This is a genomic window from Pseudomonas sp. HMWF006 (genome assembly GCF_003061205.1).
Classification (GTDB): domain Bacteria; phylum Pseudomonadota; class Gammaproteobacteria; order Pseudomonadales; family Pseudomonadaceae; genus Aquipseudomonas; species Aquipseudomonas monsensis.
The window spans coordinates 5,262-16,778 of the sequence record NZ_QAIU01000602.1 but is presented as its reverse complement, the minus strand read 5'-3'; the positions used below and the strand labels follow the sequence as shown (position 1 = coordinate 16,778).

The following is an 11,517-nucleotide window of genomic DNA, read 5'->3' as shown; positions in this document are numbered from 1 at the left end:
GGCCTGGGGCGCCGGTACGGAGGGCGTTGCCACCCGGGCCAGTTTCACCGCTACCCGACGATTCTTCGCCCGGTTGGCCGCATTGGTGTTGGGCACCAGCGGGTATTGCTCACCGTGGAACCGCACAGTGATCTGCGATTCGGCGATGCCGTTGGCCTTGAAGAAATCCACCACCGCCAATGCGCGACGACGCGACAACTCGCGATTGGTCAGGCGGTTGCCGCTGTTGTCCGAATGGCCATCGAGCTCGATGTGATTGACCGTCGGATCAGCCTTCATGTACTCCAGCATCACTTGCAGCTTGGCCTTGGCAGCAGCGTCCAGATCCGTGCCTTCGCCGGGGAAGCCGATCTGCGACTGCTTGATCTGATCGAAATTCTGCGGCAGCAACTTCGCCACACAGGTCTGGTAGTCGTTGAACGCCTTGCTGAACTTGACGGGCAGCAGGCGCACTTCAGACACCCGGCCATCGCCGGACGCACGACGCACCACCGGGCTGCGACCGTCGAGCAAACCGTTGATCAGCCCGCCGGCCTGAGACTGCGAACTGTTGAACAGCACGTTGCCAGTTCCGATCCGGACGCTGCCCAGATAGATGTCGTTACGCCCCGGCTGCCACGGCGCGGCCGCCGCGAGCAAGGTCGCCGAACCGCCGCCGAGCATGGCGTTGTAGGCATTCAGACGAAAAATCGCCTGCTCGCCGGCCTTGCGCACGAACTGGCCCGAGCCGAAATCGGTGATCGGCTGGGTCAGACGGCACTCGAACTTGTCACCCTCGACCGTCCACTCAATGTTCTCCAGACGCGTCTGGTAGGTGAGCGCCATCGCGGGGAGGCTGGCAAACACACTGAGCAAGGCTAAATATCGCTGGCGCACGGGAGGCTCCATTGGCTTCTGTAACACAAAGACCGATTCACACTATGTTTACGGCATACCTTCGGGATATCGGAAGGTTCCGGCAAAACTTGATAGCGAGTGCCTGCAAGAGTCTTTTCCGGTAGCATTCCCCTCAGTTTGACCCGCCTGGAATTCCCTCATGTCCGACCGCCTGACCCTGCTGCGTCCCGACGACTGGCACATTCATCTTCGCGATGGTGCCGTGTTGACCAATACCGTTGCCGATGTTGCGCGCACCTTTGGCCGCGCAATCATCATGCCCAACCTGGTACCACCGGTGCGCAACGCCGCTGAAGCCGACGGCTATCGCCAGCGGATTCTCGCTGCCCGCCCGGCCGGCAGTCGCTTCGAACCGCTGATGGTGCTGTACCTCACCGACCGCACCCAGCCCGAAGAAATTCGTGAAGCCAAGGCCAGCGGTTTCGTGCATGCCGCCAAACTGTACCCGGCCGGCGCCACCACCAACTCCGATTCCGGCGTAACCAGCATCGACAAGATCTTCCCAGTGCTGGAAGCGATGGCTGAAGTCGGCATGCCGTTGCTGATCCACGGTGAAGTCACGCGTGGCGATGTCGACGTCTTCGACCGCGAAAAGATTTTCATTGATGAGCACATGCGCCGTGTAGTCGAGCGTTTCCCGACGCTCAAAGTGGTGTTCGAACACATCACCACCGGCGACGCCGTGCAGTTCGTCAACGAGGCTTCGGCCAACGTCGGCGCGACCATCACCGCGCATCACCTGCTGTACAACCGCAACCACATGCTGGTAGGCGGAATTCGGCCGCACTTCTATTGCCTGCCGATCCTCAAGCGCAATACGCACCAGGAAGCCCTGCTCGACGCCGCCACCAGCGGCAGCGCAAAGTTCTTCCTCGGCACCGACTCGGCGCCGCACGCCCAGCACGCCAAGGAAGCCGCCTGCGGCTGCGCTGGCTGCTACACCGCGTACGCCGCCATCGAGTTGTATGCTGAAGCCTTCGAACAGCGCAATGCGCTGGACAAGCTCGAAGCCTTTGCCAGCCTCAACGGCCCGCGCTTCTATGGCCTGCCGGCGAACACCGACCGCATCACCCTGGTTCGCGAAGAATGGACCGCCCCGACCAGCCTGCCTTTTGGCGAGCTGAACGTTATCCCGCTGCGCGCCGGTGAAAAACTGCGCTGGCGCCTGCTGGAGGAACACGCGTGAGTGAAGACCATTTCGACGATGAACTGGACGGTCAAGGTGGCGGCGGTTCCCGTCACCCGATGGCAGCACGCTTTCGCGGTTACCTGCCGGTTGTCGTCGACGTAGAAACCGGTGGCTTCAACTCGGCCACCGATGCGTTGCTGGAGATTGCCGCGACCACCATCGCCATGGATGAAAAGGGTTTCGTTTATCCGGATCACACCTACTTCTTCCGTGTCGAGCCATTCGAAGGCGCCAACATCGAAGCGGCGGCGCTGGAGTTCACCGGGATCAAGCTCGATCACCCGTTGCGCATGGCCGTCAGCGAAGAAACCGCGCTGACCGACATCTTCCGTGGCATTCGCAAGGCATTGAAGGCCAATGGCTGCAAGCGGGCGATCCTGGTCGGCCACAACAGCAGCTTCGACCTTGGCTTCCTGAATGCGGCCGTTGCGCGCCTGGACATGAAGCGCAACCCGTTTCATCCGTTCTCCAGTTTCGACACGGCAACACTGGCCGGTCTGGCTTACGGTCAAACCGTATTGGCCAAGGCCTGTCAGGCGGCCGATATCGACTTCGACGGTCGTGAAGCGCACTCGGCGCGTTACGACACCGAGAAAACCGCTGAACTGTTCTGCGGGATCGTCAACCGCTGGAAACAGATGGGCGGCTGGGAGGACTTCGACGACTGATCCTCGTCGGGCAAATCCCGCACATAAAAAAACCGGCCACGCAGGCCGGTTTTTTTGTACCTGAACGTTGCGCCTTACAGGGCAGCAGCGTTCTCGGTCAGGTAAGCCGCAACGCCTTCTGGCGAAGCGTTCATGCCTTTGTCGCCTTTCTTCCAGTTGGCAGGGCAGACTTCGCCGTGCTCTTCGTGGAATTGCAGAGCGTCAACCAGACGGATCAGCTCTTCCATGTTACGGCCCAGCGGCAGGTCGTTGACGATCTGCGAGCGGACAACGCCCTTGTCGTCGATCAGGAACGCGCCACGGAAAGCCACGCCGCCTTCGGATTCAACGTCGTAGGCTTTAGCGATGTCGTGCTTCATGTCGGCAGCCATGGTGTATTTCACCTGGCCGATGCCGCCATTGTTAACCGGGGTGTTACGCCAGGCGTTGTGGGTGAAGTGCGAGTCGATCGACACAGCGATCACTTCAACGTTGCGTGCCTTGAAGTCAGCCATGCGGTTGTCCAGAGCGATCAGCTCGGACGGGCAGACGAAGGTGAAGTCCAGTGGGTAGAAGAACACCAGGCCGTATTTGCCTTTGATGGCCGAGGACAGGGTGAAGCTGTCAACGATCTCGCCATTGCCGAGTACGGCCGGGACGGTAAAGTCAGGGGCTTGTTTGCCTACGAGTACGCTCATTGATATCTCCTGGTGTAAAGACTTGAAGTTCAGGGTCCGGGCCAGCCTGCCACCCTCAGGCGACAGCCCTGTGACACGAACCCCCTTCGCAAGGGCCGACCATCATACACTGCGTTTTTGGCCTGTCCTCAACGGTTTTTAGCGAAAGCGGATAATGGCGCTGCATTTCCGGGGCCAGGCAAATCGCCATTAATCACCGTTCGTCAGTCATCCGCATTTCCAGTGAAAACCATTCAGAAAGCACTTTGACAATCATTCTCGTTAACATTAAGATCCATCGCAATTGAGTCACAACCAGCGACGGTTCTCACTTATGTATGTTTGCCTCTGCACTGGCGTCACCGACGGACAGATCCGCGATGCGATCTATGAAGGTTGCTGCAGCTACAAAGAAGTCCGCCAGGCCACTGGCGTCGCCAGCCAATGCGGCAAATGTGCGTGCCTTGCCAAGGAAGTCGTTCGCGAAACCCTGACCAAGCTGCAAACAGCCCAGGCTGCGATCCCCTACCCTGTTGAATTTACAGCGGCATAATCACTCCCCTATTTCGAAAAACCGGACATATGTCCGGTTTTTTTATGCCTGCAAATCAATCGGTTAGGCGCTAGACGCGGAACACAAACATTCTTATTCAGATTTAATTTCATTTATTATTCAATAACTTAGGTTTGACACTTATAAATACCAAGCTCAAACTCCGCCTTATATACAGCTATTACAGGGCAGGACTCCCATCATGAAAGGCGACATTACAGTCATCCAGCATCTCAACAAGATCCTTGCCAATGAACTGGTCGCGATCAATCAGTACTTCCTGCATGCGCGCATGTATGAAGATTGGGGCCTGAACAAGCTGGGCAAACACGAGTACCACGAGTCCATCGACGAGATGAAACACGCGGACAAGCTGATCAAGCGCATTCTGTTCCTGGAAGGCCTGCCGAACGTGCAGGACCTGGGCAAGCTGCATATCGGCGAGCACACCAAGGAAATGCTGGAGTGCGATCTGCGTATCGAAAAGACCGGCCACGCCGATCTGAAAGCCGCCATCGCGCATTGCGAAACCGTGGGCGACTTTGGCAGCCGTGAACTGCTCGAAGACATTCTTGAGTCCGAAGAAGAACATATCGACTGGCTGGAAACCCAACTGGGCCTGATCGATAAAGTCGGTCTTGAGAACTATCTGCAATCGCAGATGGGCGAAGAGTAAGTCAGCGTCCGCTGAACTCGCGACACTAAAAAGCCCCGCCCTCTTTCGAGGCGCGGGGCTTTTTTATGCCTGATGCGATGCAGGCAACACCACGAATCACATGCAGGAGTGAGCCTGCTCGCGATGGCGGTGTGTCAGCCGATACTTCAATAACTGACAGAACACTATCGCGAGCAGGCTCACTCCTACACAAAAGCGAATCAGGCTTCGGACTTGTTCGCAGCGGCCGCTTCAACAGCTGCCTTGATGGTGCTTTGCAGCGAACCATCTGCAGCCATCTCGGTCATGATGTCGCTACCGCCGACCAGTTCACCGCCGACCCACAGTTGCGGGAAAGTCGGCCAGTTGGCGTACTTCGGCAGATTGGCGCGGATTTCCGGGTTCTGCAGGATGTCCACGTACGCAAACTTTTCGCCACACGCCATCACAGCCTGCGCAGCTTTTGCGGAGAAGCCGCACTGCGGGGCATTCGGCGAGCCTTTCATGTAAAGCAGAATGGTGTTGTTGGCAATCTGCTCTTTAATCGTTTCGATGATATCCATGGAGCACCTCGGCTGAACTTTCCGACTCATGGGTCGGCACGGTGGCGCATTGTAACGGAATCCCGAGCGCCATGCTCGGTCTCCCCGACAGACATGCTCAGGCTGCTGCCACCGTCACCGGCACACCATTGAGCGCCGCATTGCCCGACAGCTCATCCAGTTGGCACTCATCGGTCAGGTCGTTGGCACTCGACCCCGGCTGACCGCTGGCAATCGTCATCTGCACGCCCGGACGCGCATGGCCCCAGCCATGCGGCAGGCTCACCACGCCCTTCATCATGTCGAGGCTGCCGAGCACTTCGACCTCGATCTGCCCGACCCGCGAACAGACACGTACTCGCTGCCCATCACTGAGCCCGCGACTGGCAAGATCCTCCGGGTGCATCAGCAACTGATGACGCGGCTTGCCCTTCACCAGCCGATGGTAGTTGTGCATCCACGAATTGTTGCTGCGCACATGCCGACGGCCAATCATCAGCAACTCATCAGCGGCCGGTGCTCGCAACGCAGCGAAGCGCACGAGGTCGGCGAGGATCTCCGGCGGAGCAGCCTGCACCCGCTGATTCGGCGTTTTCAGGCGCGATGCCAGATTCGGTTTCAACGCGCCCAGATCAATGCCATGCGGATGATCGAACAGCGTCGCCAACGAGAGTTTTTGCTCGGACGCATCACCGTACAGGCCCATGCGCAAGCCCATGTCGATCATCTTCGCCGGCGGCATCGTTGGTTTGAGCTCCTTGCCGGTCCTCTCGGCAAAGGCCTTGGCCAGGCCGACAAAGATTTCCCAGTCATGCAGTGCGCCCTCGGGCTTGGCGAGAATCGCCCGATTGAAGCGGGTGACGTTGCGCACCGCGAACAGGTTGAACGTGGTGTCGTAGTGATCGTTCTCCAGCGCCGAGGTCGACGGCAGGATCAGGTCGGCGTAACGCGTGGTTTCGTTGATGTACAGGTCGATACTGACCATGAACTCCAGGCCGTCGAGTGCCTGTTCCAGTTGTCGGCCGTTGGGCGTCGACAGCACCGGATTGCCCGCCACGGTGATCAGTGCGCGAATTTGCCCGTCGCCTTCGGTGAGCATCTCTTCGGCCAGCGCCGACACCGGCAATTCGCCGCCGTATTCCGGGCGCCCGGACACACGACTTTGCCATTTGTTGAAATGCCCACCCGAAGTCGACGCCACCAGATCCACTGCCGGTTCGGTGCACAACGCGCCGCCAACACGATCGAGATTGCCGGTGACCAGATTGATCAATTGCACCACCCAGTGACACAAGGTGCCAAAGGCCTGGGTCGAGACGCCCATCCGCCCGTAGCACACCGCACTCGGTGCAGCGGCAAAGTCGCGGGCCAGTTGGCGGATCTGATCGGCAGGCACCGCGCACAACGGGCTCATTGCCTCAGCCGTGAAGGTCGCCACTGCCGCGCGCACGTCGTCCAGCCCGTCAACCGGCAAATGACTGTCGCGAGTCAGGCCTTCGCTGAACAGCGTGTTGAGCACCCCGAACAACAACGCCGCATCGCCCCCCGGGCGCACGAACAAATGCTGATCCGCGATCGCCGCCGTCTCGCTGCGCCGTGGATCGACCACCACCACCTTGCCGCCACGCGCCTGAATCGCTTTCAGGCGCTTCTCGACATCGGGCACGGTCATGATGCTGCCATTGGACGCCAGCGGATTGCCGCCCAGGATCAGCATGAAATCGGTGTGGTCGATGTCCGGAATCGGCAGCAACAAGCCGTGGCCGTACATCAGGTAACTGCTCAGGTGATGGGGCAACTGATCGACCGAGGTCGCGGAGAAGCGATTGCGCGTCTTCAGCAGGCCGAGAAAGTAGTTGCTGTGGGTCATCAGCCCGTAGTTGTGCACGCTCGGGTTGCCCTGATAAACCGCCACGGCGTTTTGCCCGTGACGCGCCTGAATTGCCGCCAGGCGCTCGGCCACCAGCGCAAAAGCCTCGTCCCACTCGATCGGCAGCCATTCGCTGCCGACCCGGCGCATCGGCTGGCGCAAACGGTCGGGGTCATTCTGAATATCTTGCAGGGCCACAGCCTTGGGGCAGATATGGCCGCGGCTGAACGTGTCGAGGGCATCGCCCTTGATCGAGGTGATCGCGACGCTGCCATCGGTTTCAGTGGTTTCGATGGTCAGGCCGCAAATGGCTTCGCACAGGTGGCAGGCACGGTGATGGAGAGTCTTGGTCATGGCCAGTCTCTGTCTTGTTCTGGGCGGGCAACAGGCCTGCGGGAACAAAACTATGGCCCGTGCGCAGCCCCCGCGCCAGCGACGTTCGTCTTGTGAATTGACGCTTATCAGGGGCGCCGATAGCCCGCCGCGTCAGTTCGACGGCAATTGGGGCGGTGCGGCGAGCTGGATTTCCTGAATGGTTTCGATCTGCTCGTGGGCGACGTGCACGCCGGTGAGTTCGCCGATCAGGCGCCAGTGTTCATCGAGCCCGGCGCTGATGGTCGCCATGCGATCAATCATGTGGCGCCCCGCAGACTTGACCACTTCGTCTTCGCTGCGCAGCAGTTCGAAGGACATTGAAGTAACAGAGGCGGTGAGATGGGTCAGTGAGCGAGCCGTGTGGCCCAGCAATTCCATTAACAGTTGTTCTTTCGATTCCATGCGGAGGCTTCCTGCGTCGCTCGAAACTTATTTATAACCCAGCACTTTGCTTTAGCAAATGTTTCAGCCCGATCATCCGACCAAGCGGATCCGCAACCACCCGGTCCCGAACCGACCCGAACGGCACTCTCCCCGCCACGGCGCATTGCCAAGCCCCGCGAGGCCAGTGTACAAAGTGGCTCGCTGCTGTACTGAACCCGGCTTCAAATGCGCGACCGCCCACGGCGGCCCGCTCTCCGAATCCCGCAAAAACCGTAGCCTATTGGCATAACGCGACATTTAGTGTCAATATCGCGCCTCCCCCTATTTCGTCGCCCCCGTGCGGCTTACGCCGCAGGTCTCGCCCGTTGTTCCGTTAAACAAGGCTTTGAGCATCTGCGGTTAGTAGCAAAAGGTAGTCAATGATGAGCGCAAGGCACTTTCTCTCCCTGATGGATTGCACGCCCGAAGAGCTGGTCAGCGTGATCCGTCGAGGCGTTGAGCTCAAGGACCTGCGTAACCGCGGCGTACTGTTCGAGCCTCTGAAAAACCGCGTACTGGGGATGATCTTCGAGAAATCCTCGACCCGCACCCGCATCTCGTTCGAGGCCGGCATGATCCAGCTCGGCGGCCAGGCGATCTTCCTGTCCCCGCGTGACACCCAACTGGGCCGCGGCGAGCCAATCGGCGACTGCGCCATCGTCATGTCGAGCATGCTCGATGCCGTGATGATCCGTACCTTTGCCCACAGCACCCTGACCGAATTCGCCGCCAACTCGCGCGTGCCGGTGATCAACGGCCTGTCCGATGACCTGCACCCGTGCCAGTTGCTGGCCGACATGCAGACCTTCCTCGAACACCGTGGCTCGATCCAGGGCAAGACCGTGGCCTGGATCGGCGACGGCAACAACATGTGCAACAGCTATATAGAAGCGGCGATCCAGTTCGACTTCCAGTTGCGCGTTGCCTGCCCGGAAGGTTATGAGCCGAACCCTGAATTCGTGGCCAAGGCCGGCGATCGCGTGACCATCGTGCGCGATCCAGCCGACGCCGTGCGCGGTGCGCATCTGGTGAGCACCGACGTCTGGACTTCGATGGGTCAGGAAGAGGAAACTGCCAAGCGCCTCAAGCTGTTCGCGCCGTTCCAGGTCAACCGTGCCCTGCTCGACCTCGCTGCCGAGGACGTGCTGTTCATGCACTGCTTGCCTGCGCACCGTGGCGAAGAAATCAGCCTCGACCTGCTTGATGACCCGCGCTCCGTCGCCTGGGATCAGGCAGAAAACCGTCTCCACGCACAGAAGGCCCTGCTCGAGTTCCTCGTCGAACCGGCATACCACCACGCATGAGCCATGAATTACTGCTGAACCTGCGCAACCTCGCTTGCGGCTATCAAGATCAACGTGTGGTGCAGAACCTCAATCTGCACCTCAACGCCGGTGATATCGGCTGCCTGCTCGGCTCGTCCGGCTGCGGCAAGACCACCACCCTGCGCGCCATCGCCGGATTCGAACCGGTGCACGAAGGGGAAATCACCCTCGGTGGCGAAACCATCTCCAGTGCCGGGTACACCCTGGCTCCGGAGAAACGCCGGATCGGCATGGTGTTCCAGGATTACGCGCTGTTCCCGCACCTGAGTGTCGCCGACAACATCGCCTTCGGCATTCGCAAGCACCCGAACAAGGAGCGTGTCACCGAAGAGTTGCTGGAACTGGTCAACCTGAAGAACCTCGGCAAACGCTTCCCCCACGAGTTGTCCGGTGGTCAGCAACAGCGCGTCGCCCTGGCCCGCGCCCTCGCGCCGGAGCCGCAACTGCTGTTGCTCGACGAGCCGTTCTCCAACCTCGACGGCGAGCTGCGGCGCAAGCTCAGCCACGAAGTCCGCGACATCCTCAAGGCCCGTGGCACCAGTGCGATTCTGGTGACCCACGACCAGGAAGAAGCCTTCGCCGTGAGCGATCACGTCGGCGTCTTCAAGGAAGGTCGGCTGGAACAGTGGGACACGCCCTACAATCTGTATCACGAACCGGCGACGCCGTTTGTGGCCAGTTTCATTGGCCAGGGTTACTTCATTCGCGGCCAGCTCGGCAGCCCGGAGTCGGTGCACACCGAGCTCGGCGAACTGCGTGGCAACCGGGCCTACACCTGGCCGGTGGGCGGCGCGGTGGATGTGCTGTTGCGTCCGGATGACATCGTTTATGCGCCGGACAGTGCGCTGAAAGCGCGCATCGTCGGCAAGACGTTCCTCGGCGCGTCGACCCTGTATCGCCTGCAACTGCCGACCGGCGCGCAGCTGGAGTCGATCTTCCCGAGCCATGCCGACCATCAGGTGGGTGCTGAGGTGGGGATTCGCGTATCCGCCGAACATCTGGTGTTGTTCCAGGCTTCGGGCAGCACTGCCGCACAAATTCCAGCCGTGGAAAACGGCGTGCGCCGCTACAGCACCGCCCTCTGATCCAGCACCATCCCCCTGTAGGAGTGAGCCTGCTCGCGATAGCGACCGCTATCGCGAGCAGGCTCACTCCTACAGTTGTTTTGGGTTAGCCCAGCATCAAGGTGCCGCTCGCAACGAGCGTCGCATTGCCGCCAATCTTCACCCGCTCCCCTTCCAGCCGACAGAACAGTTCCCCGCCCCGCGCCGAGCGCTGGCACGCGGTCAGGCTCGACTTGCCCAGACGTGCAGACCAGTAGGGAATCAGGCTGCAATGGGTCGAACCGGTCACCGGGTCTTCATTGATGCCGATCGCCGGGGCGAAGTAGCGCGAGACGAAATCATGCTGATTGCCCCGCGCGGTGACGATCGCGCCGAGCCACGGCAGTTTGGCCAGTGCAACCATGTCCGGTGTGCAGTCGAGCACCGCTTGCTCCGACTCCAGCACCACGAACAGCTCGTTGGAACCGAGCACGTCCACCGCCTCGACGCCCAGCGCGCGTTCGACATCCAGTGTCACGCCAATCTCTGACGGCACGATGGAGGGGAAATCCAGCCACAGGCGATCGCCTTCGCGGGTCACACTCAACGGTCCGGACTTGCAGATGAAGTCCAGACGTTCGGCGTTTTCCTGGTAGATCTCGAACAACACATAGGCGCTGGCCAGCGTCGCATGCCCGCACAAGGGTACTTCGGTGGTCGGGGTAAACCAGCGGATGTGCCACGCAGCGCCTTCGCGCACAACGAATGCCGTTTCCGCCAGGTTGTGCTCCGCGGCGATTTTTTGCATCAACTCGTCCGCCAGCCAGGTATCGAGCCGATAAACCATGGCCGGGTTGCCACTGAATGGCCGATCGCTGAATGCGTCGACCTGATGAAACTCGAGCTGCATAACCTACTCCCTGAAGTTCGTCGGCAGAGCATGCAGTCCCGGCCGGATCAGCGCCAGTCACAGAACCGGCGAATTTTCTTCATACAGCGGTCAAGACTAGGCGCGGCCGATATCGGCGAAGGTGGCCCGGGTGTGCTCAGCGAGAACGGCAGGCGCCAGTTCGACTTCCAACCCACGCCGGCCGGCGCTGACATAGATAGTCGAAAAGCCTTGAGCCGAGTTATCGATAAAGGTGCGCAGGCGTTTCTTCTGCCCCAGCGGACTGATACCGCCCAACAGATAACCGGTGGAACGCTGTGCGGCAGCCGGGTCAGCCATCTCGACTTTTTTTACCCCGGCAGCGTGGGCCAGGCCCTTGAGGTCGAGGCTTCCGACGACCGGCACCACCGCCACCAGCAATTCCCCCTTTTC

The 11,517-nt window shown here is 60.2% G+C and carries 13 protein-coding genes; 6 read left to right on the top strand and 7 right to left on the bottom strand.

The features are described 5' to 3' along the window. Window positions 1-876, bottom strand: an 876-nt coding sequence (locus tag DBR24_RS28005) for an OmpA family protein (protein WP_146189135.1), incomplete at its 3' end; no start/stop codon positions are given. 160 nt (window positions 877-1,036) lie between these two features. Between DBR24_RS28005 and pyrC the strand changes: the two genes are divergently transcribed. Continuing rightward, on the top strand, window positions 1,037-2,083 hold the full coding sequence (gene pyrC / locus DBR24_RS28000) for a dihydroorotase (RefSeq protein WP_123466234.1): 1,047 nt from the start codon (window positions 1,037-1,039) through the stop codon (window positions 2,081-2,083). After that, entirely contained in the window at window positions 2,080-2,754 is a 675-nt protein-coding gene (rnt, locus tag DBR24_RS27995; RefSeq protein WP_095136951.1) for a ribonuclease T, read from the top strand. The genes pyrC and rnt overlap by 4 nt, the downstream gene beginning before the upstream one ends. Window positions 2,755-2,828: 74 nt before the next feature. On the opposite strand, the gene DBR24_RS27990 is transcribed toward rnt, so the two are convergent. Then, window positions 2,829-3,431, bottom strand: a complete 603-nt coding sequence (locus tag DBR24_RS27990) for a peroxiredoxin (protein WP_007953195.1) — start codon at window positions 3,429-3,431, stop codon at window positions 2,829-2,831. 313 nt (window positions 3,432-3,744) lie between these two features. Between DBR24_RS27990 and DBR24_RS27985 the strand changes: the two genes are divergently transcribed. Both DBR24_RS27985 and bfr read left to right on the top strand, forming a co-directional pair. Beyond that, window positions 3,745-3,963, top strand: coding sequence for a bacterioferritin-associated ferredoxin (locus tag DBR24_RS27985; RefSeq protein ID WP_093430580.1), 219 nt, complete (start codon window positions 3,745-3,747; stop codon window positions 3,961-3,963). A 202-nt stretch (window positions 3,964-4,165) separates the two neighbouring features. Continuing rightward, window positions 4,166-4,639 (top strand): bacterioferritin, encoded by a 474-nt coding sequence (gene bfr / locus DBR24_RS27980; protein ID WP_123466230.1) that lies wholly within the window; start codon window positions 4,166-4,168, stop codon window positions 4,637-4,639. Between the two features lie 200 nt (window positions 4,640-4,839). Here the strand turns inward: bfr and grxD are convergent, their stop codons facing one another. The 3 genes from grxD to DBR24_RS27965 all read right to left on the bottom strand — a co-directional run bounded on the left by grxD (window position 4,840) and on the right by DBR24_RS27965 (window position 7,807). Beyond that, on the bottom strand, window positions 4,840-5,181 hold the full coding sequence (gene grxD, locus DBR24_RS27975; protein ID WP_016773402.1) for a Grx4 family monothiol glutaredoxin: 342 nt from the start codon (window positions 5,179-5,181) through the stop codon (window positions 4,840-4,842). Between the two features lie 97 nt (window positions 5,182-5,278). Beyond that, a complete protein-coding gene (locus tag DBR24_RS27970; RefSeq protein WP_128616321.1) occupies window positions 5,279-7,384 on the bottom strand; it encodes a molybdopterin oxidoreductase family protein in 2,106 nt (701 codons plus the stop codon). Window positions 7,385-7,516: 132 nt separating this feature from the next. Further along, window positions 7,517-7,807: a hypothetical protein gene (locus DBR24_RS27965; protein WP_042607370.1), complete on the bottom strand. Its 291-nt coding sequence runs from the start codon at window positions 7,805-7,807 to the stop codon at window positions 7,517-7,519. A 404-nt stretch (window positions 7,808-8,211) separates the two neighbouring features. On the opposite strand from DBR24_RS27965, the gene argF reads away from it, so the two are divergent. Both argF and DBR24_RS27955 read left to right on the top strand, forming a co-directional pair. Next, complete coding sequence (gene argF / locus DBR24_RS27960) at window positions 8,212-9,132, top strand: ornithine carbamoyltransferase (RefSeq protein WP_042704963.1); 921 nt, start codon at window positions 8,212-8,214, stop codon at window positions 9,130-9,132. Beyond that, window positions 9,129-10,238 (top strand): ABC transporter ATP-binding protein, encoded by a 1,110-nt coding sequence (locus tag DBR24_RS27955; RefSeq protein ID WP_123466226.1) that lies wholly within the window; start codon window positions 9,129-9,131, stop codon window positions 10,236-10,238. The genes argF and DBR24_RS27955 overlap by 4 nt, the downstream gene beginning before the upstream one ends. Window positions 10,239-10,323: 85 nt before the next feature. Here the strand turns inward: DBR24_RS27955 and DBR24_RS27950 are convergent, their stop codons facing one another. Together DBR24_RS27950 and DBR24_RS27945 are read right to left on the bottom strand one after the other, a co-directional pair. Further along, window positions 10,324-11,106: a PhzF family phenazine biosynthesis protein gene (locus DBR24_RS27950; protein ID WP_123466224.1), complete on the bottom strand. Its 783-nt coding sequence runs from the start codon at window positions 11,104-11,106 to the stop codon at window positions 10,324-10,326. Between the two features lie 96 nt (window positions 11,107-11,202). Continuing rightward, window positions 11,203-11,517: aminoacyl-tRNA deacylase (locus tag DBR24_RS27945; protein WP_256591922.1), on the bottom strand; the 315-nt coding region annotated here is incomplete at its 5' end.

Bases quoted from the DNA above. Each gene is read 5' to 3' on its own strand.
- pyrC (WP_123466234.1), top strand. From the start codon at position 1,037: ATGTCCGACCGCCTGACCCTGCTGCGTCCCGACGACTGGCACATTCAT.
- DBR24_RS27990 (WP_007953195.1), bottom strand. From the start codon at position 3,431: ATGAGCGTACTCGTAGGCAAACAAGCCCCTGACTTTACCGTCCCGGCC.
- DBR24_RS27985 (WP_093430580.1), top strand. From the start codon at position 3,745: ATGTATGTTTGCCTCTGCACTGGCGTCACCGACGGACAGATCCGCGAT.
- bfr (WP_123466230.1), top strand. From the start codon at position 4,166: ATGAAAGGCGACATTACAGTCATCCAGCATCTCAACAAGATCCTTGCC.
- grxD (WP_016773402.1), bottom strand. From the start codon at position 5,181: ATGGATATCATCGAAACGATTAAAGAGCAGATTGCCAACAACACCATT.
- DBR24_RS27970 (WP_128616321.1), bottom strand. From the start codon at position 7,384: ATGACCAAGACTCTCCATCACCGTGCCTGCCACCTGTGCGAAGCCATT.
- DBR24_RS27965 (WP_042607370.1), bottom strand. From the start codon at position 7,807: ATGGAATCGAAAGAACAACTGTTAATGGAATTGCTGGGCCACACGGCT.
- argF (WP_042704963.1), top strand. From the start codon at position 8,212: ATGAGCGCAAGGCACTTTCTCTCCCTGATGGATTGCACGCCCGAAGAG.
- DBR24_RS27955 (WP_123466226.1), top strand. From the start codon at position 9,129: ATGAGCCATGAATTACTGCTGAACCTGCGCAACCTCGCTTGCGGCTAT.
- DBR24_RS27950 (WP_123466224.1), bottom strand. From the start codon at position 11,106: ATGCAGCTCGAGTTTCATCAGGTCGACGCATTCAGCGATCGGCCATTC.